Genomic DNA, 19,743 nt, shown 5'->3' with positions numbered 1-19,743 from the left:
TCATAAAAGAAAAGCAGTAAACTCTTCAATAAGAATTAACTACTGCTTTTCCTTCTAACAAGACTGCAATACACAACATGTATTTTCAAAACGACGTTGCTTTAAATCTTCATTTCCAATGCAGAAATACAGCATCCCTAAATCTCCCCACATCATATTACAATTTGTATAGTCAGAGTCAACTTGGAATAACAATGTCATATCCTGATCATTAATACCAGCATATTCTCCAGCCTCCTCAAATACTTCTCTTTGCACTGAGAACGGTTCACCAAATACTTGATGATTATCATAATGATCTGGCATTAACTCCTCTAATAGTTGTAGAAAACGATCCGAATCAGCTTCATCTTCAATAAATAGCTCAGGGAGTTTATATGTTAGCTTAAATGATAATGCACATTGTGTATACTTTGATGGTTGATCACTTATCCTCTGTAATTGTTCTAGCGGAACGTTATAATATAGAACACGCCAAGTACCATCATATTGATAATTGCCATTATAGAAGAAATACAACATACCTGTTTCAGGTAAGTCATGCTCTATGTTCACGCCTTGTAGGTCAGCTAGATTGAATTGTGCAATAAAATCTAATGCTTTCCCTTCATAAGTTGGGTATTCAAATGTAGATGGAACATCAGGCATTCCCCCCATCTTTGAACAGCCAATTGAAAGTGACTCCTCTTGTCTCGGAATAACTTTTACACATGGAAATATAGTAGCTAATAGTTCTGGTTTTATATGTGTTAAATCATATTTATCAATTAATAAATCAATCTGGTTTCTCATAACTTCTCCTTACGTAAATGTGCTTATCCGTATCATAACACACATACAGTACATCCTTCATCCTAAAAAGTCAAAATAAGTTATTCAAAAAAACGGGCTTATCCCTAGGACGCGAATAAGTTTAAAACAGCATAGTATACAGTGTTCCTACAAACACGATCTTTCATAATTCCTTATAGCAGATCCTCAAATTGTTCATTTTTCTTTATTTCAACTTTTATTTTAAGGAGGCATTCCATATGGGTTATGGTTATGGTGGCGGTTACGGCTACAGTTGTGGTGGCGGTTATGGTGGTGGTTGCGGTTACGGCGGTTTCGCTTTATTAATCGTTTTATTCATCCTTCTAATCATCATTGGAGCTAGCTGCTGTGGCGGCTTCATCGGTTGCTAAGTAGCTTTAAAAACTATTGTAAAAAAGCACGTGAATCACGTGCTTTTTTGCTATACGGAAAATCCAATCTTTGAAAGGAATTATTCCTATGAAAATCGATGGTGTCTTTGAAGGTGGCGGCGTTCGAGGAATTGCACATGTTGGTGCAATTTGTGCATTAGCAAAGCAAGGCTATGAATGTGAACGTGTAGCGGGAACATCAGCTGGAGCTATTATTGCAGCCCTTCTGGCAGCAGGTTACTCTTGTGAAGAATTAAAAACAATTATTAGTAACGTTAATTATCATCAATTTATAAAAAAAACTTTACTTGATAAAATTCCTTTTGTAGGAAAGGGATTAAATGCATGGGCTAAATTAGGGATTTATTCAAATGTTTTTTTAGAAACATGGTTAGAAGACTTACTACACAAAAAAGGGATTCATAATTTTAGCGACTTATCTAATCCACAAAACTTAAAAATCATTGCCTCAGATATTAGTAATGGAAAGATGGTTATTTTCCCTGATGATTTACCAAACTATGGATTTACAAATCAAGATTTCTCTATCGCAAAAGCTGTTAGAATGAGCAGTACTATCCCTTTCTATTTCGAACCAGTAAAATGGAAAACACCTAAATGGAAACAACCTTGTTATATGGTTGATGGAGGTCTTCTTAGCAATTATCCAATTTGGATTTTTGACTCACCTAATATACCCCGTTGGCCAACTTTTGGCTTTCATTTTGTAAAAAATGAAATACAAGCTGAACCTGTTCCTTATGAAGATCCCATCTCGATGTTTAAAGGCTTATTCAAAACGATGATGCAAGCACATGACTTACGCCATCTAGATAAAGAATCGAAAGTAAGAACCATTGCAATTCCAACTGGAACAATTACAAGTACAAAATTCCAATTAACTACTGATGAAAAAGAATGGCTTTATCAGTCTGGTTTTAACGCTGCCGAAAAATTTTTACAGTCTTGGAATTTCAAAACATATATTAATCGATTTAGAAACGGGAATCGAATTTGAAAAAGAAATTAGCATCACTATCCATAGAATCCTTAGAAAAATACTTCTTACTGTATTCATTTACTTTTTTCATTATTTTCACATGGATATTGTAAGACCACTAAATCATAAAAAAGAAATAAGCCTAATAAACTAAATGTTTTATCCTACTACTTACGAACAATAATACCTCCAACTCAAAGTCCGACGAAAGTAAAGATGTTAGAGGTAAGATTAACTACCCGTAAAATTAAAATTTTATTAGGCTTCTTCATAAAGTACTACTCCTCACTTTTGCCACTACTATAAGCCAGAAGTGGCTCATACATCATTATTGCGTGATTTCCCGTTACATATTGATCCTCAACAAACTGTTTTTGTTGATTAAACGCTCTGCGATGTATGACATTACATCGGATATAGCCACCCCAATACGCTGGCTTAATTGCATGTTCTTTTTCATATACTTCATATTGGTAAAGCTGAGGATAGGCTGTTCTCCATTCCCCTACTAAGTGTTCGTCTGTCACGTAAAGATGAAGTTGATAAGCTTGATCTGTTTCATTTTTTATTTGTAAATCAAGATAGTTATAGGAGCAAGTCGCACCACTTCCAAACGGCTGTGTACGCTTTGAATCAGGAAATACATCATAGCTATGACGATATCGCTCTGTTACGGTTAGTGTTGTATGCAATGTCATCCAGTATATTAAATTTGAAAGTTGACAAAGCCCACCTCCAACTCCTGGTTTAAAAGTACCATAATGCAATACCATTCCTTCTACATACCCTTTTCTCTTTGTAGTCTTACCTATTAAACGCCAATAAGAAAATGTTTCTCCCGGCTTAATTACAACACCATTTAACTGTTTAATAGCGATTTTCAAATTAATAATTTTATTCTCTTGATACCACATATCTACATCTTTAAGTTTACGAAGCAGTATTGTTCGATGCTGTATAACAGTACAAGGTAACTTTTCTTGTTGAAAAGTTTTAGCATACTTTTTCCCATCCGTTAACCATTGAATATTCCTTTTTACAGAGTAATACCACGTTCCTAACATAATACGATACTTAGACCTTTTTTTAGGCCGTATGTTTACTTCATTCATTTTATTCTCTCCTCTATCATCTATGTATTTTCTATGGTTAAAATAATACTTATAAGCTCATACAGCATTCTTATTACTGTTTTCAAACGAAATATTATAATATACAGAAATAAGTATAGTATTATCTTAGAAACAAAGAAATGATATTTGAAGTTAATTTTATACAAATATGAAAAAAGAGCGAATCTTAGATTCACTCTTTTTCTCTATTTTAGTAGCTTAACAATTAGGGATACTGTAATCCCTCCGCTTCTTCAGCAGTAACAACAACGTAGCGGCTTCCCGTCCTTAATCCTAATAATTCTGCTTTTTCAATCGCTTCTTGTTTTGTTTCTGCATAGGCAGCTAAATACTTTGTTCCATCGATAACCTGACAAATGACATATTGTTTCATATTTCTTCTCCTTTTTCAATTACTGGTATTTATGATATCATTTTTCACTTCTAAAAATTGTGATTATTATACTGAGAGATTCTTTATCAATCTCGCAACCATTTCAATCCCTTTCTCTATATCATGCATTGAGGCATATGAATAAGAAAGACGTAAATATTGGCTTGCATTTCTATCATACACATTCCCAGGATTGAGTAGAATTTTTTCTTGTAATGCTTTTTCAAACAACTCCCGCATCGAAATGTTTTGTTCAATATGTAGCCAAATATAAAATCCACCGCTTGGTATTTGCCAAGTTGCTATATCTCTGCAGTATTTCTCTAGCATTGCAAGCATAAAGTCTCTCCGTTTTTTTAACTCAATTCGTATTTGCTGTATATGTTTCTCATATAACTCACTTGCAAACCATTCTGCAGCAACTCGTTGTGATAACGAACTCGAGCCGTAATCCATTTGCATTTTTATATCTGCCAATCTTTTAATGACTGGTTCTGGTCCAACAACCCAGCCGATTCTTAAACCCGGACTAATGACTTTTGACATACTTCCAATATGTAATACGATCCCATTTGTATCATATGCCTTCAATGGTTTTGGTGGAGACGAATCAAGCCATAAATCTTGATACACGGCATCTTCAATTATAGGTAATCCAATTTCATTACATACTTTCATAACGTCTTGCCTTCTTTGTTCATTCATGACAAGACTTGTTGGATTATGAAAAGACGGAATAGTATATAAAATTGAACCATTGAATCGTCTTTTATATTTTGAAATAAGTGATGGCTGAACCCCATTTTCATCCATCGGAATACCAAACAAACGCATTCCTGCAGATTGAAAAACATTGAGGGAGTATAAATAAGATGGTTTTTCAAGTAAAATGGATGAGCCTTTGCATAGAAGTCCCATCGAAATAAGTTGCAGTGCTTGAATTGCTCCCGAAACAATTAATATAGATGCCGGCGATGCAAAAATATCATATTTTTGTAAATACGTGGCTATTTGTTCTCTCAACTTGAAGTCTCCTCTTGGTTCCTCATATCCTAAAGGAATTTTCCCACGAGAAAGTTCTTTCATGATTTGCTTTGTTTTCTTTTCAGGTAAAAGTTCTGGTGAAAGTTCACCAGTACCCAATCGAATGATATGTGGATAAAATTCGGCTTCATTAATTTCTTGAATGGTAGGAAGATTCGGATAATAAACACCTGTTTCTACATAAGAATTCCAGTTAGGAGGAGGCACCAAAGTTGATACACTCCATGTATCGTTTCTCACAATTGTTCCTCTTCTACCCTTTCCCTCAATCAATCCTTGCGCTGCTAATTCATCTAAAGCCATTATAATTGTACTTCGATTCACTTCAAATGCTTGTGAAAAAGCTCGCTGTGACGGTAATTTTGTACCAATCGTCCATTCTCCATTTATAATCTTCTCTTTTATATATTCCTCAATTTGTTTATATAAGGGAATCGGAGAGAATCCATTTGGCTTCCAGTCAAATCGCTCCATTTTATCACCTCACTTCTTTTTGGTTGGTTTATTATCCAACCATATGGATGGATACAATTTCGATTTTCTTCTATACAATATACACTATCATATTTCAGTAATTTATATGGGAGGAAATAAAATGATTGAAGCAATTCTTCACGGAATGGTTCTTGCGTTTGGACTCATTATTCCATTAGGTGTACAAAACGTCTTTGTCTTTAACCAAGGTGCTAGTCAGCCAAATATTTTACGGGCTACACCAGTTGTTCTAACCGCATCAATCTGCGATACAATTTTAATTTTGATTGCAGTACAAGGTGTATCACTTATGCTTCTGACCTTTTCATGGCTAACAACAATACTTTATGTAATTGGATTTTTCTTTCTGATTTATATGGGATGGATGATTTGGAAAAGTGATTCTACAAAAGAGACGATTGAAGCAAAAACGATGACTATCAAAAAGCAAATTATCTTTGCCGCTTCTGTTTCCTTATTGAATCCTCATGCAATTTTAGATACAATTGGCGTCATTGGCACAAACTCTATTCAATATGTAGGCAATGAAAAATGGGCCTTTGCTTTTACAACAATTATAGTTTCTTGGCTTTGGTTTATTGGCTTAGCATTTGCAGGGCACGTGCTTGGAAAATTAAATTCATCAGGAAACTCAATTGCAATTCTAAATAAAATTTCAGGGGTTATTATTTGGGGAGTTGCTCTTTACATGCTAAAACAACTCATTTTTTAGAAAAGAAAGTATAACGGTTCAGTATATTTATCCCGCATTAACGGGCAGTAAGACCCCCACCTCAAAATTTGGCAAAAGCAAAGAAGTTAGGAGGGGGATGAACTGCCCGTAAAAGCCCGATTGGTTCAACTAATAATCAGTGGGGGATGAAGAAAACCCCCACTGATTAAAGTTTCACTTTATAGGTAATTGTTAAACAATAATTAAAGTTGTATTTCTTGTATAATGTTCATAAAAGGAGCAGTTACTTATATGGAATTCCGATATCCGGTAAGCCATTAACAGCCGGCCTAAATAAACTTGTTGAAAATTTTGATTAACTGGCAATACCTGATTATGATCGCTATGTTGATCATACGAAAGAGAATTAACAGGTTGAAATGAGATATTAAAAAATCCATTTGCAATCATTTGCAGATGGATTTTTTGATATCTCTTATAAAATTTTGAATTAAGATGTAGGTTCCGGAACTGAATTTAAAGGTTTATTATTCTTTTTAGGCTTAATCCACACAATTGTAATAATTGCTCCAGCAACTGCAAATATGCAGGTTAAATAAAATACTTCATGATCTGTCCCCTTCATAAAGTAAGCATACAGAGGTGGTCCCGCTGCTACACCAGTAAAACGCATTGAACTATAAAAAGAGGTAACAGTTCCTCTTTGTTCTTTTTCAATTCCTTGTGTAATAAGAGCATCTAAACACGGTAAAGCAATCCCGATTCCCATTCCCATAACAACAAGACAAAGAATTAACAAGTAAATGCCTTTTAAAAATAATGGAAGTATAACAGACGCGGCTGCTAATATAAATCCGATATATATACATTTTTTCATAACATCTTGGTCATCACCGATTTTCTTTCCTGCCATGTATGAACTTATTGATAATACAAGCAACGGAATCGCAAGTATACAGCCTTTCCAGATTCCATGAATGTTATATTTCTCTTCCAATATCGTAGACAAATAAAAAAGAATTCCAAATAATATGAGCATAATGATAGCACCTAATGCAAAAATTGCGACTAACCATCTTCCCTTTTCTTGGAAAGTTGAACCGATTGATTGAATGAATTCTTTGAAAGGTGGTGCTTGATTTTCTTGTTTCTTTGCTTTTACTAACAGTAATAATAAGATGATAGCAACAGCACATAAAACTGGAATGGCCCAAAATGGTAAAAACCATACTACTGCTGCGAGAGCAGAACCTAATATTGGACTTAGCACTTTCCCAAATGTATTTGACGTTTCAATAATCCCTAATCCCGTACTTACTTGTTTTTCATCTTTATATAAATCGCCAACACATGGGATTACAACTGGCATCGCTCCAGCAGCACCTATCCCTTGAATCGCTCTTCCAATTAGAATCCAAACATATGGATTTTCCACTTTCCATGATACCCAACCCGTTATTGCACCACCGATAGCTGCAATTAACAAACTTGGAACCATTACCATTTTACGTCCCCAGCGATCCGATAAATACCCAGCAATCGGAATCAATACAATAGCAACGATAGAATATATTGTAATAATCATGGATACTTGAAAAGAAGAGATATGGAGTTTTTTTTCAAGTGTCGGAAGGATTGGAATTAGCATGGAATTTCCTAATGTCATAACAAGTGGAACAGATGCAAGTGCAATTAAACAACAGTTTTCTTTTTTTAGCATGTTGATTTCGAGACCCTTCCTCACGTATTTCTTTCCATATAGTAACCCTGATGAAATTCATTTTTAAATTTCATCAGGGCTATCACATTTTGTCTGCTTTTCAACTTATATAACAAAAGAAATTGGAGTATATCATAGCATTACTTCTATTTTTCCAATCCTTACAACAGTATATTCGTGCTATTAAATGGAAAACTTACTTTTGTTTTAGTAAAAACTATACAAAAAAGAAAGGAAGAATTCTTCCTTTCTTTCATACTGCCTTAAATTAACGAGTATACCCGCCACCAAGCTGTTGTTCTGCCATAGCTACAAGGCGTTTTGTGATTTCACCACCTACAGAACCATTCGCACGTGAAGAAGTATCGGCTCCAAGTTGTACACCAAATTCCTGTGCAATTTCATACTTCATTTGATCAAGAGCTGCTTGTGCTCCGTTTGATACTAACTGATTTGAATTACGATTTCTAGCCATTACCGTTCACCTCCTTTATATATTAAAATGTTTAAAAATTACACCTTTTATACTTGGTATTTATTGGTAAAAATATGCATTTTTTAATTCTGGAATAAAAGTCCTAGTCTGAATACACCTTCCCATGGGCTAAATACATTCGTAAGCTGAAAACTTCATATTTTATTATGTTAAGCTCTTATACAGACTTTTAATATTTCTCCAACAATATGCCGTTTCTTCTACATCTAATCTTTCCAAAAATTTTGTATCAATAAGTTCTGGTCTAAATTTTTCATAAAAAAGCTTAGAAGGATTACTAGAAACAACCCATACTAATACAGAAGACATATCATTTTTTATAAATTCTGACACAAGTTCTTGAAATAATCTCTTTCCTAATTTATTTCCTTGATATTCTTTCAATAAGTAAATCGCATACAGTTCTCCGTCACAATTATACTTTCCTGTTCTTTCATGACCACCATCAATAAATCCTATAATTTTCTGATCAAACGTTTCTGCCACATACCTATATTCATTTCCTACCGCTTGTTTAAAGATATTTTCCCATTGCTTTTCCCGACTTTCATACGTTGCATTGTCTATGATTTCATCATATATTATTCCTTTATATGTTATCTTCCAACTATCAACATGCACTTTTGCGATCCCTTTTATATCTTTTTCTGTTGCCTTTCTAATTGTTATATCCATTTCGTCTCCCCCTCTTGTCCCTCATTATACCAAAGGGTAACATAGCATCTATATCAATTAAGCAAATCATTTAATATTTCCCATTCTTCCCTATATAATTAATTTCCTATGGCAATTCATATCAAAAACATTTTAAAGTTAGAATAGTTGGAACAAATACAATCACAACTAGATCTATCGAAGATTCACGTATATTACAAGACTTTTCTCTTACAGCGGTTTATTCAAGGTTAGAGCAAAAAAATTATGAAGGAGGCTAGACAACAAATCGGTCTTGTTTTCCCTACTGATAAAGTGGAATTTTAATCATGGGAGGTTCTTCATCATTCGCTTAACTTCTTTATTTTTTCTAAAACTGAAGGATGGTTATTACTACTCATAATAGTGTAAAAAAACAATACTTTTCAAATAAAAAAGGGTGAATTTCATCACCCTTTTTTGATTTAACCTTGTTTCACTCATTAAACTTTATAATTATCTACTTTCAACCTCAACCGAAACAATATGATCAATTTCCTTTAAGGAACTGTATAATTCGGTTGTATATAAATCTTCAGGTGCTAATATAACCATTTCTAATTGCTGAGATTCACTATCAATATCTTTAATTTTCACGCGTTTCACTTGCATGTTTAAGTTTTTAATTTGTTTAAAAATGCCATCTAATTCTCGGTGCTCTTTTACGATAATTTTAATCGCTAAATCCCTTTGTCTTAAAGAATAAGGACCTGCTATTTTAACAAGGTGTGGCAATACATTTATAGCTAATATAATGAGAATCATTGCAATGATTGCTTGTATATAAAAACCTGCCCCAATTGCAATCCCTAAAGCAGATGCTGCCCAAACCATTGATGCTGTTGTTAATCCTGAAATCACATCATTATTTCTTCTTAAAATTACACCTGCTCCAAGGAAACCAACACCACTTACAATTTGTGCTGCTAAACGCATTGGGTCCATATTTGTATGTCCTGGTGAAGAGTAAACATTCACAGATTCAATCGAAACCATCGTAATTAAACAACTTGCTACAGAAATGACCATACTTGTTTTCACACCGAGTGGTTTATTCTTTAGTTGCCTGTCAATCCCTATAAATAAACCTAAAAAGAGTGCCAAACCTAATTTGAGTAAAAATTCATATGTCATTTTTCATTCTCCTTACTTATATGATGTTCATCATTTCTTTTCTTAAACATCTTTTTTCTCCTTAAACATTAAACTATAACTCTTTTAGAATTTCATTTCCAGTCTTTTCTGTCCTACAAGTTAAAAAAGCCGAAAAACATTATAATTTAAATGTCTTTCAGCTTTTTTGTCTATATTATTTGATTAAGGTATTTCATTACCTTTTCGCATTTGAGCCTTACACCTTAAATTTATGTATTACCTAACATCATACTATATAAATCCACTTTGATTTTTCGACATATAAATCGCTGCTACGAAGAAAAAAGGTGACTTGCACTCGTTTTCTCTCTCTGTTTTCACTTGGCATAGGGCAAGAAGATGATCTGACCGCTTCTATGCATGGCCGGATGCTCTCTCCCCTAAAAAGAAAGGATTTATGTCGGTTTTTTAATTTGGATTTATATACTTTATTTTTGTTCCTTAACCTTGATTTTCGCTTCCTTATAGAATGCTAGTTTTCCTTCATTATACTCTTTTGTATATCCATTAAACTTCTCTTTTTCTTTTTGCATTTCTTCCGTTAATTGATTTACAGCTTTCACTTTCTCACCGATTTCTTTTAACTTTGTTTCTTTTACTTTTAACTTCGCATAAAGTTCTTTTTCAATCGCCATTGATTTCACATAGCTTTCGTTCATTTTTTGAAAAGCATCATAACGATTCTTATAAGCTTCTTCTACTTTTTTCGCTTGTTTTTGTATTTTTTTATCTTCAATTTTCTCTACATTACTTTGAACTGAGTTCGTCTCTTTCTGTGCTTTCTCTAATGCATCTTTTTCATTTTTTAATATTTTTTCACGCTCGCCCACATTTAAAACTGCTTGGTCTAATTTTGGGGCAACAGCTTCATTATGCTCTTTTCCTTCTTTTATAATTTGAGCATATAATTCCTGGCCTTGTTTTTCCAGCGTCTCTAATTTTTTCGCATCTTCAAACAATGACTTTTCTTGTTTAGCTGCGTTTTCAAATGCAACAAATAGATTTTCTTCTGGCTTTTCGCCAAAACAACCTGATAATAATCCTACTGATAATGCTCCAACTAGTGCTAATTTTCTATAACCCAACTTCTTTTCCTCCTATGTTACATACGTTTGTCATGCCAAAAATTCAACGGGAAGTGATCACCTTCATGATACGCTTCAAATTCATAACCTTTTTCTTTTAATCCTTTTATAATTGCCGGTACTGCTGCAACAGATTGCGGATGAATATCATGCATTAAGATAACTTCTTTAGGATTCGTTGCACCTGTAATTACATTTTCAACAATTTTTGCTGAAGCAGCATCAACAGGCATTTTATTATATTTCCAATCTAAAGAGTCAATCGTCCAATCCCAAACTTTTAAGCCATCTTCTACTACTTTATTACGAAGCGCTTCATTTAAACCAGGCATAGAACCGTACGGAGGACGTGTTAATTTCGGAAATTCTCCAATAATATTTGCTATTAAGCCTTGATCTTCTTTCATTTCATTCACATACTCGCCATTTGTATACAATTTTTTAGAATCATGTGTCATACTATGCATGCCCACATAATGACCTTCTGCTTTCTCACGCTTTACTAAATCTGCAAATTGTTTTACATTTGCACCGATTAAGAAAAATGTTGCTTTCGCATCATTTTGTTTTAATATATTAAGTAGTTCAGCCGTATATTTTCCTGGCCCATCATCAAATGTGAGGTAGGCAACTTTTCTAACTTGACCATTAAATTGACTTGGTGCTGTTTTATTCATCTCCACTTTTGACTGCTCACTTGCAAGCTGTAAAGAATTCGCTTGATTTGCTACTGCCCTAGCTGGTGATGTGATTGATTGAAACATAAAATACCCCACTGCGATCGCAACAACAGCCACTATTGTGACTATAATGCTTTTTACATTAAATACATTTCCCATTCTATTAAATTCCTTTCTATTAATCTTATATAATTCTTCCATTCATATTAGTATATCTATTCAATTTCTTTTCAATCTTCTAAAATGAACATTAACAAACTGTATACAAAGGAAGTTTCACCCTAATTCGTGTACTTCGTAATTCCTCGCTAACTATATATATGCATTTTATTATATATGTAAACATTTTTAAATAACTCCAATAATATTTTGACTTATTTACTACCCATATATATTATAAATCAAAAAAGGTTGGCCAGGCGCCAACCTTTTACAATTAGTTTCGTGCTGCTTTTGGCGTAACACCTAGATGTTCATTTAACTTTTTAGAAATGTCTTGCACATTTTTTTCATTTGGAATGTAGTAATAAATACCACCGATACGTTTATCCGTACCTTCTATTTGCATTTTCTCCATCTGTAAATCAGTTCCGGCCATATTTCTTGTAATGGAAAGCATATCATCAAATGTTAAGTTTGTTTTCATTTTGCTATCAACTGCATCTAAAAGGGGACCTAATTTACTAATCGATTGAACAGACATTGCTTTTTTCGCAATTGCTTCAATAACGAGCTGTTGTCTTTGACCACGCATTGCATCACTATCAATTTTACGAGTTCGTGCTAACGCAAGAGCTTGCTCTCCGTTTAAATGTTGGTAACCTTTTTCTAAATGAATCATACCTGCTTGATCTTTACTATCTTGTTCTGTAAATGCAACTGGTACATCCACATCAATACCACCAAGTGAATCTACAATTTTCACAAAGGAATCAAAGTTAAATTTCACATAATAGTCAACTGGAACATTTAAAAATCTCTCTACTGTATCCCGTGTACTTTCAACTCCACCAAATACATGGGCATGCGTAATTTTATCCAATTTCTTTTTTGATGGAATATACACGCGAGAATCACGTGGAATACTTACTAATTTTACTGATTTATCATCTTTATTAATTGTTGCCAATAATAGCGCATCCGTACGAACAGCTTCTCCATATTGTCCTTTTCGAATATCACTTCCATCAACACCCATAATTAAAACAGAAATATTATCTTTTAACGGTTCAACCTCTTTATCGCGTTTAGTTGATTTCTCAATTTTTGCATACGCATCACTTACAACCGCATTTGCTTTATTATATAAAAACGAACCATATCCTACTCCACCAAAAATGAGTAGTAAAAATGGAATCAAAATGAACCACTTCACAGATTTTCTTTTAGAACGTTTCTTTTTACTTCTTGTGTTTTGTTCTAATTCAGAGCTCATGTCTATTCTCCTCTCTTTCTCTTTTCCTAGTATACTCCATGTCTATCAATCTTCATATTGAATTTCATTTCATTCACCTTACATTTTTGTAAGGTTTCGTTGTAAAGAAGTAAAATCAATATGTATTTCATTTCACATTATACTCTCGTGTTGGATTTTAAAAGACATCAAATGATAATTTCAAAAAATTTACAATTCCGTTGTATACTAGTAAAAACCCCCCCCCAGTTTAGCACTTTCGTTACCATACCAGTGGGAACCTGCTACATTTATCACTGTTTATTTATTTCAGGTTTGTAAATCATTTTCTTACCTTCGTCAAAAATAACAGCCGATTTTGCTGGTATTTCTGTATCTTCTGTTTTTACATCTTGATCAGAGAAGTTTACAATTATTTTTATGTCCTTTCCATAGGAAGCTGTTTGCACAAGTTTGTCTTTTGAAAGATATGCAAAATTCGTCATCTCTTCTGTTACTGCTTTTTTATGAAATGCTTCCCATGTTTTTAAATGATGTGTAATTTCATTTTTATGCTTCTTCCATTCAACTTCATCTAAGTGATATAAAGGAGGAACGTTATACAATAGTTCATATAACATACGATTTCCGACTTCATCTTTTACCTTCAAGCTACCCCATTCCCAATGATGAGTTGTAATGACAGAGTCATTGTACACTAATTTATATAAAGGTATTGAATACACTGGGTTTAAGTACACTTGTTTATATTCTTCCTTCACTGGTACTTGTTTTGCATACTTTTCTGGAACATTTTGATTTGGCGACCAGTAACCCCCAACATAATATGGACTTGTCTTATTCTTTCTCATATCTTCATCGGCCCATTTAATAACGGGTGTTTCAATACCATGTGCAAAAGCAATCACTTGACTTGCAAAATCATTTCCACCCTCAGAACCAACAACCATACCTTTTTCTTTCGCTATATAATCCATTCGTGCTAAACGTGCTTTTAAATCTTGCTCTTGTGTTGTAATATGCTTTGGAGAATAATCATCATAAATTTCCCCTGTGGCGTCACAATCAATAAACCATGAATTAAATGGGGTACCATTATTTAATATGCCACTAACTCGTTCTTTCACACTAGGTAAAGATAATGTCGGATTTAATTTACGACCTTTTCCTAGAAATCCTTGTATTTTCTCACCATTTTTTTTGGCAACCGTTGCATCTTCAAATAGTGAAGGATCTTTAAAGGAAGCTGTATTCCAATTTTTATCGCCTTTTTCATGAATGGAATGATAAGAATCATATGGACCAACTAAATATCCCATTTTCTCAGCTAGCTTCACAAATTCCGGTTGAATGAATCCTTGTTCCCAGTTCGGCAGTCCAATCCATGCATGTTCAATACCAGCTTCATCCATCTCTTTTAATACATTCGTTCCATCTGCACTACCCCATTTGTCAACATCCTCAACTGCATCACCAAGTGTTGATTTTAACAAATGTTTATTTAAACTATACAATTCCGTTTCAGTTAAGTGATCTACGCCTTTTTTCAATAATTGATTTGCCTCATCATCAACTTTCGGAAACATATCTTCTTTATAAAACTCCTTCATTCCTAACACTTCATTTATATAACGTAAAACAACATTTTCCTGATACTTATCAATAAAATCTTGCTTATTAATTTGATCAAATACATTTAATTCGCCAGGCTCTTTACTATATTTTTGAATCAGTTCTTTCATCCACCCAAATATAGGACTATTGATTTGTTGTCTTAGTTTTGGCCAATCTATATTACTTTGCGATAAAGCATTTTGATTCCAAAAATAAAAGTGAGCTGCTCCGTATAACTTTTCAACTTCTTTATTTTGTTTTGCTTTCTCTTGTAATGTTTTAAATTCACCTTTCTCTACAATATTGTTCTTATACAATTTTGCAATATTCACCGCATCATTATCAGTCACATACAGTTGAAAACCGTATGATTTATTTTTGTTAATACTCGGAAATTCATGGGTAAAATCAAATCCAATTTTCGGATCAGAATGAAATTCAACTTCATTATTAAACATATTGTTTGCAACAAATACCATGGAATATTTCGAACCATTTAATGCAAAAAATTTCATTGAAAATGATTCCGCAAATGAATACGTTTCATCCTTTAAGAATTTCTTCCAATTTTCATCATTGCTCGGAATATACTTACCTTCCCATAAAGGAAGTGTATAATTTTCAGCTTGTACTTTTGGCCAAGTAAAGCTTTCTGCACCTGTAGATTCAATCGCAATATCTACATGATCTTTTTTCTTTTCTAAATTCACTTTTATTTTCTGATCAGGATATTCCCATGATGTATGTGTATCATCTTTTTTCAACTTTGATACTTTCATTTTCGGTAAAGGCTGTGATGCTTGCTCCTTCACTCCATCATGGTCTATCGTTAAAGCAAACGTTTCTGGATTAACCTCATACGTAAAATCTTTATATGTTACTTTTTTTGCTTTGAATTCCTGTGAAACATTTTTTTGTGTCCAATTGCATCCAGCCGTAATTGTCATTGTTGTAAGAAGACATATTGTCATCATTTTTTTCATCTTCTGCACCTCCACCACTGAATATATAGGTGGTTTGTTACAGGAATATGGCAAAGAGCATAAAAAAGAAGCCTGTCTCAAAATTCTTGTATTACGGTTGTTACTACACCAACCTAAAACAAGAAAAGAGTTCGACTCCTTTATGTCTATTATATAAGAGACTTCGCTTCTTTAATCCCTTATCTATATACTATACTTCTCTTCTGTTCTACCAGCACTTTGTTCCCTTTTCACAACTGTTCCTTCATGATCAATTTCCAGCTCACAAACTTGCATCGCCGGAAACACTTTTGCTAATTGTTCAGCAACTTCCTCGCGTTTTTCATATGGAGTCAATATAAAAAGAGATGGACCAGCCCCACTAAGTGCTGTCCCATATGCTCCAAACTTTTTCGCATACATCCGAACTGCGGGTAAAAATGGGACAAGCTGTGAACGATATGGTTCATGAAATTGATCTCTTTCCATCATTTCACCAACAATTTCCCACTTCTTTTGGCATAACGCTGCTACTAAAACATTGCTGACTGCACTTGCACGAACAGCATCATGAAACTGAAATATTTTTGGCAATACAGAACGACTTTTATTTGTATTTAATTCTTCATCAGGAATAAGAGAGATTACACCTAATTCTTTACTCTCTATTCTAACAACAGATACATGATTCCCATCCATCGCGCCAATAACAGTACCTCCTAAAATAGAAGCAGCTACATTATCAGGGTGTCCCTCAAAACTTGTAGCAAGATGAACTTTCTCATCTGTTGTTAAATGTAATTCTCCAAGTTCATTGGCAAGTTCTATTCCTGCTACAATGGCTGATGCGCTGCTCCCCAATCCTCGCGTAAGTGGAATATTACTAGTAACTTCTATCATATAGGAAGATAACGAAGGACATACTTTAAGTGCTGTACTTACAATTAAGTTTCTCTCATCATTTGGGATAGAAGAATCGAATGAATGTATAACATGCCAATGAGCTGATTGTTCCTTCACAGCCACTTCCAAATATAATGATAATGCTATTCCAACAGAATCAAAACCCGGACCTACATTTGCCGTACTAGCTGGAACACGAACTTTAAATGGAATCACGAAACAATCACTCCTTTAATATGTTCTTTTATTTGTTCCATATCGTTTGAAACACTTGCAATCTCTAAGTGATTAGAGGCAATAGCAATATCAGGATCTTTTAAACCATTCCCTGTTAATACAGCAACAACTGTCTCTCCCTTTTTGATTTTCCCTGCTTGAACATGTTTAATTACACCTGCTAGAGAAGCACTTGACCCTGGTTCTGCAAAAACTCCTTCTGTTTTTGCTAGCAACTGATAGGCACTTAAGATTTCTTCGTCTGATACCATATCAATTTCACCGTTTGATTGCTCTGCTGCTTCTACAGCATAGGACCAGCTTGCTGGATTACCAATACGAATTGCAGTTGCGATTGTTTCTGGTGAATCAATGACATGACCTTTTACAATTGCAGCTGCTCCTTCGGCTTCAAAACCGTGAATTCTAGGTTTCTTGAATCCCTTTTCTTTCTCATATTCACAAAAACCTTTCCAGTATGCCGTAATATTCCCTGCATTTCCAACCGGAATAGCAAGGACATCTGGTGCTTTTTGCAACTGATCACAAATTTCAAACGCAGCTGTTTTTTGTCCTTCAATTCGATATGGATTAACAGAGTTTACTAATGTAATTGGTTCTTCATCTGCAATCTGACGTACAGTTCGAAGTGCGTCATCAAAGTTTCCTTCAATTGAAATAATCTCTGCTCCATACGCAATAGCTTGTGCTAATTTCCCATGAGCAATTTTCCCTTCTGGTATAACGATAATACACTTCAGCCCAAGACGAGCAGCGTATGCCGCTGCCGCTGCTGATGTATTACCTGTTGATGCACAAATAATTGCCTGTGATCCTTCTTCTTTTGCTTTCGCAACTGCCATCACCATCCCTCTATCTTTAAAAGATCCTGTAGGGTTAGCACCTTCATATTTTCCATACAAATGAATCCCTAATTCTTTAGAAATATTCAGAAGTGGAATGAGTGGTGTATTCCCTTCCATCAAGCTTACATCTGGTGTATTGTCATTCACTGGTAAATATGAAGCATATTGTTTTAATAATCCTTTATACATATTGTTTTTCCTCCTCAATAGCGTAATAACTTTTTATTTCATTTGCTACATTCTCTAGTAATGTTAAAACTTTTTCGAATTGGTACTTTGAAGTTTGATGCGTCACAATCACAATTTCCGCAAGCTCTTGATTTAATGGAAGTTGCACAATTTCTTCTAAGCTAATCGATTCATTGACGAAACATTCTGTGATTTTGCGAAACATCCCTGGTTCATCACGTAATAAAATGCGTAAAAAATATTTCGAGACAACTTCTTCATCCCCTTTTAGTGTATAAGGCACTGACTCTTTTAACACACCTTGACTTTTCACTATTTGATTCATATTTTTAACGATTGAAATAATATCACTTACTACAGCAGATCCTGTTGGCAATTTTCCAGCCCCTGGCCCATAAAACATAACTTCACCAACCGCATGACCGTGTACATATACAGCGTTAAATTCGTTATTCACACTGGATAGTGGATGCTGACTCGGTAATAAAGTAGGTGCTACGCTTAAATTAATAGCTGAACCTTGCTTCTCCGCTTTCCCGACTAGCTTCATAGTAAAACCTAGCTTCCCAGCCATTTCTAAATCTTTTTTTTCTACATTTCGAATACCTCGAACATGTACATCATCTAAAGAAACATTCATCAAAAATCCTAAGTTTGCAAGAATAGCTACCTTTCGTGCAGCATCCAGTCCATCTACATCTGCTGACGGATCTGATTCTGCAAAGCCTAGCTTTTGAGCTTCTTGAAGCGCCTGTTCATACGACCAACCATTTTGACTCATTTTTGTTAGTATATAATTCGTTGTGCCATTTACAATTCCCATAATCTTTTCAATATGATCAGAAGCTAAGCCGTCTACTAGTCCTCTTAAAATTGGAATTCCTCCAGCTACACTTGCTTCATAATACAACTGACAACCATTTGCATTCGCTAATTTTAACAATTCATTACCGTATACAGCCATTAAATCTTTGTTTGCAGTTACGACATGTTTCTTATTACATAACGCCCTTATAATAGCCTGTTTTGCTTCTTGAATTCCACCCATCACCTCTACTACGATATCAATATTGGGATCTTCTAAAATTTCATCTGCATCATTTGTTATCATGATTCCATCAATTGAAACATCTCGTTCTTTTTCCACATCACGTACTGCCACTGCCTTTACCTTTACTTCATATCCTGTATCAAGACTTATTTTCTCCTTGTGATCTTCCAAAATATGAACGACACCGCTCCCTACTGTTCCAAGTCCTAATACTCCAACATGTACTACATTGCTCATTTTTTAATCTCCTCCTATTTTTTAAACTACTTGACCATTATCTTCTTCCTATTTGCGCAGTTAATGGTGATTCTCGTTCGGATCACTCGTTTCACTCCACTGCACCTCCTTTCAATTCAGTAATACATTTTATAAAAAAAACACACTCATCCCTATAAAAGGGACGAATGTGTTTTCGTGGTTCCACCCTTGTTCCAATCCAAATATACATTCGCTTCGGATTGCTCAAGATCAGATAACGGCTGAAACCGTCAATAATTACTAGATTACTCGTTCACTATTGAAGTTCAAAGGTGGTAAGATTATTTCTCGTGTTAGGAAGCTCACAGCCTTTGGCCTCCCTCTCTGCAAACCGTAAAAATTATCTCATGTCCTTATCACTACTTTTCGTTCATATCTATTTGTTAAATTATTATACGTACATATCATACAAAAGCAAGGAATATTTTTTATATTTTTAATTTTCGAATATTAACTTTGTATAAAAAAACACACTCATCCCTATAAAAGGGACGAATGTGTTTTCGTGGTTCCACCCTTGTTCCAATCCAAATATACAT

At 34.2% G+C, this 19,743-nt stretch carries 18 protein-coding genes and 1 other annotated feature; of the genes, 3 read left to right on the top strand and 15 right to left on the bottom strand.

Annotation, left to right across the window (positions count from 1 at the left end; all coding sequences use genetic code 11):
- Positions 1 to 54: 54 nt before the first annotated feature.
- Positions 55 to 792: a YwqG family protein gene (locus JDS96_RS04080; protein ID WP_003197034.1), complete on the bottom strand. Its 738-nt coding sequence runs from the start codon at positions 790 to 792 to the stop codon at positions 55 to 57.
- 239 nt (positions 793 to 1,031) lie between these two features.
- Here JDS96_RS04080 and JDS96_RS04075 point away from each other — a divergent pair, with 239 nt between their 5' ends.
- Positions 1,032 to 1,184 carry a YjcZ family sporulation protein gene (locus JDS96_RS04075; protein WP_098801711.1) on the top strand — a complete coding sequence of 51 codons (153 nt, stop codon included), beginning with the start codon at positions 1,032 to 1,034 and terminating at the stop codon, positions 1,182 to 1,184.
- A gap of 88 nt (positions 1,185 to 1,272) precedes the next feature.
- Positions 1,273 to 2,202 (top strand): patatin-like phospholipase family protein, encoded by a 930-nt coding sequence (locus tag JDS96_RS04070; protein WP_199666144.1) that lies wholly within the window; start codon positions 1,273 to 1,275, stop codon positions 2,200 to 2,202.
- Between the two features lie 260 nt (positions 2,203 to 2,462).
- Here JDS96_RS04070 and JDS96_RS04065 read toward each other — a convergent pair whose 3' ends face one another.
- From JDS96_RS04065 to JDS96_RS04055, 3 genes are all read right to left on the bottom strand, one after another.
- Positions 2,463 to 3,296: a VanW family protein gene (locus JDS96_RS04065; RefSeq protein ID WP_018781341.1), complete on the bottom strand. Its 834-nt coding sequence runs from the start codon at positions 3,294 to 3,296 to the stop codon at positions 2,463 to 2,465.
- A gap of 226 nt (positions 3,297 to 3,522) precedes the next feature.
- On the bottom strand, positions 3,523 to 3,690 hold the full coding sequence (locus JDS96_RS04060; RefSeq protein WP_003197025.1) for a DUF3933 family protein: 168 nt from the start codon (positions 3,688 to 3,690) through the stop codon (positions 3,523 to 3,525).
- 66 nt (positions 3,691 to 3,756) lie between these two features.
- Complete coding sequence (locus JDS96_RS04055; RefSeq protein WP_199666142.1) at positions 3,757 to 5,208, bottom strand: aminotransferase-like domain-containing protein; 1,452 nt, start codon at positions 5,206 to 5,208, stop codon at positions 3,757 to 3,759.
- A 121-nt stretch (positions 5,209 to 5,329) separates the two neighbouring features.
- On the opposite strand from JDS96_RS04055, the gene JDS96_RS04050 reads away from it, so the two are divergent.
- On the top strand, positions 5,330 to 5,941 hold the full coding sequence (locus JDS96_RS04050; RefSeq protein WP_018765440.1) for a LysE/ArgO family amino acid transporter: 612 nt from the start codon (positions 5,330 to 5,332) through the stop codon (positions 5,939 to 5,941).
- A gap of 451 nt (positions 5,942 to 6,392) precedes the next feature.
- On the opposite strand, the gene JDS96_RS04045 is transcribed toward JDS96_RS04050, so the two are convergent.
- From JDS96_RS04045 to JDS96_RS03995, 11 genes are all read right to left on the bottom strand, one after another.
- Entirely contained in the window at positions 6,393 to 7,622 is a 1,230-nt protein-coding gene (locus tag JDS96_RS04045; RefSeq protein WP_003197019.1) for a bacillibactin exporter BcbE, read from the bottom strand.
- Between the two features lie 268 nt (positions 7,623 to 7,890).
- A complete protein-coding gene (locus tag JDS96_RS04040; RefSeq protein WP_003197017.1) occupies positions 7,891 to 8,097 on the bottom strand; it encodes an alpha/beta-type small acid-soluble spore protein in 207 nt (68 codons plus the stop codon).
- A 165-nt stretch (positions 8,098 to 8,262) separates the two neighbouring features.
- Complete coding sequence (locus JDS96_RS04035) at positions 8,263 to 8,793, bottom strand: GNAT family N-acetyltransferase (RefSeq protein ID WP_003197016.1); 531 nt, start codon at positions 8,791 to 8,793, stop codon at positions 8,263 to 8,265.
- Positions 8,794 to 9,267: 474 nt separating this feature from the next.
- A complete protein-coding gene (locus JDS96_RS04030) occupies positions 9,268 to 9,945 on the bottom strand; it encodes an MgtC/SapB family protein (protein WP_199666140.1) in 678 nt (225 codons plus the stop codon).
- Between the two features lie 449 nt (positions 9,946 to 10,394).
- The gene (locus tag JDS96_RS04025; RefSeq protein WP_003197013.1) at positions 10,395 to 11,051 is read right to left on the bottom strand and encodes a YkyA family protein; all 657 of its coding nucleotides are present in this window, start codon (positions 11,049 to 11,051) and stop codon (positions 10,395 to 10,397) included.
- A 17-nt stretch (positions 11,052 to 11,068) separates the two neighbouring features.
- Positions 11,069 to 11,890, bottom strand: coding sequence for a peptidoglycan-N-acetylglucosamine deacetylase (locus JDS96_RS04020; protein ID WP_018765438.1), 822 nt, complete (start codon positions 11,888 to 11,890; stop codon positions 11,069 to 11,071).
- A 277-nt stretch (positions 11,891 to 12,167) separates the two neighbouring features.
- A complete protein-coding gene (locus JDS96_RS04015) occupies positions 12,168 to 13,166 on the bottom strand; it encodes an LCP family protein (RefSeq protein WP_003197007.1) in 999 nt (332 codons plus the stop codon).
- A gap of 272 nt (positions 13,167 to 13,438) precedes the next feature.
- Entirely contained in the window at positions 13,439 to 15,742 is a 2,304-nt protein-coding gene (locus JDS96_RS04010; protein ID WP_016114540.1) for a glycoside hydrolase, read from the bottom strand.
- Between the two features lie 183 nt (positions 15,743 to 15,925).
- Complete coding sequence (thrB, locus tag JDS96_RS04005) at positions 15,926 to 16,840, bottom strand: homoserine kinase (protein WP_199666138.1); 915 nt, start codon at positions 16,838 to 16,840, stop codon at positions 15,926 to 15,928.
- On the bottom strand, positions 16,837 to 17,895 hold the full coding sequence (gene thrC, locus JDS96_RS04000; RefSeq protein ID WP_199666136.1) for a threonine synthase: 1,059 nt from the start codon (positions 17,893 to 17,895) through the stop codon (positions 16,837 to 16,839). Before thrC ends, thrB begins: the two co-directional genes overlap by 4 nt.
- The gene (locus JDS96_RS03995; RefSeq protein WP_199666134.1) at positions 17,888 to 19,183 is read right to left on the bottom strand and encodes a homoserine dehydrogenase; all 1,296 of its coding nucleotides are present in this window, start codon (positions 19,181 to 19,183) and stop codon (positions 17,888 to 17,890) included. Before JDS96_RS03995 ends, thrC begins: the two co-directional genes overlap by 8 nt.
- Before the next feature lie 156 nt (positions 19,184 to 19,339).
- Positions 19,340 to 19,573, bottom strand: a binding site (T-box leader).
- Between the last annotated feature and the right edge of the window lie 170 nt (positions 19,574 to 19,743).

It is taken from the genome of Bacillus cereus group sp. N21, from assembly GCF_016483395.1.
In the GTDB taxonomy this organism is placed as follows: Bacteria; Bacillota; Bacilli; order Bacillales; family Bacillaceae_G; genus Bacillus_A; species Bacillus_A pseudomycoides.
The sequence above is the reverse complement of the archived record's forward strand: the minus strand, read 5'-3'. Positions and strand labels throughout refer to the sequence as shown.

Excerpts from the sequence above, each read along its gene's own strand:
- JDS96_RS04035 (WP_003197016.1), bottom strand. The coding sequence starts at position 8,793 with ATGGATATAACAATTAGAAAGGCAACAGAAAAAGATATAAAAGGGATC.
- JDS96_RS04010 (WP_016114540.1), bottom strand. The coding sequence starts at position 15,742 with ATGAAAAAAATGATGACAATATGTCTTCTTACAACAATGACAATTACG.
- JDS96_RS04020 (WP_018765438.1), bottom strand. The coding sequence starts at position 11,890 with ATGGGAAATGTATTTAATGTAAAAAGCATTATAGTCACAATAGTGGCT.
- JDS96_RS04015 (WP_003197007.1), bottom strand. The coding sequence starts at position 13,166 with ATGAGCTCTGAATTAGAACAAAACACAAGAAGTAAAAAGAAACGTTCT.
- JDS96_RS04060 (WP_003197025.1), bottom strand. The coding sequence starts at position 3,690 with ATGAAACAATATGTCATTTGTCAGGTTATCGATGGAACAAAGTATTTA.
- JDS96_RS04080 (WP_003197034.1), bottom strand. The coding sequence starts at position 792 with ATGAGAAACCAGATTGATTTATTAATTGATAAATATGATTTAACACAT.
- thrC (WP_199666136.1), bottom strand. The coding sequence starts at position 17,895 with ATGTATAAAGGATTATTAAAACAATATGCTTCATATTTACCAGTGAAT.
- JDS96_RS04070 (WP_199666144.1), top strand. The coding sequence starts at position 1,273 with ATGAAAATCGATGGTGTCTTTGAAGGTGGCGGCGTTCGAGGAATTGCA.
- JDS96_RS04040 (WP_003197017.1), bottom strand. The coding sequence starts at position 8,097 with ATGGCTAGAAATCGTAATTCAAATCAGTTAGTATCAAACGGAGCACAA.
- JDS96_RS04075 (WP_098801711.1), top strand. The coding sequence starts at position 1,032 with ATGGGTTATGGTTATGGTGGCGGTTACGGCTACAGTTGTGGTGGCGGT.
- JDS96_RS04050 (WP_018765440.1), top strand. The coding sequence starts at position 5,330 with ATGATTGAAGCAATTCTTCACGGAATGGTTCTTGCGTTTGGACTCATT.
- JDS96_RS04030 (WP_199666140.1), bottom strand. The coding sequence starts at position 9,945 with ATGACATATGAATTTTTACTCAAATTAGGTTTGGCACTCTTTTTAGGT.
- JDS96_RS04055 (WP_199666142.1), bottom strand. The coding sequence starts at position 5,208 with ATGGAGCGATTTGACTGGAAGCCAAATGGATTCTCTCCGATTCCCTTA.
- JDS96_RS04045 (WP_003197019.1), bottom strand. The coding sequence starts at position 7,622 with ATGCTAAAAAAAGAAAACTGTTGTTTAATTGCACTTGCATCTGTTCCA.
- JDS96_RS04065 (WP_018781341.1), bottom strand. The coding sequence starts at position 3,296 with ATGAATGAAGTAAACATACGGCCTAAAAAAAGGTCTAAGTATCGTATT.
- JDS96_RS03995 (WP_199666134.1), bottom strand. The coding sequence starts at position 19,183 with ATGAGCAATGTAGTACATGTTGGAGTATTAGGACTTGGAACAGTAGGG.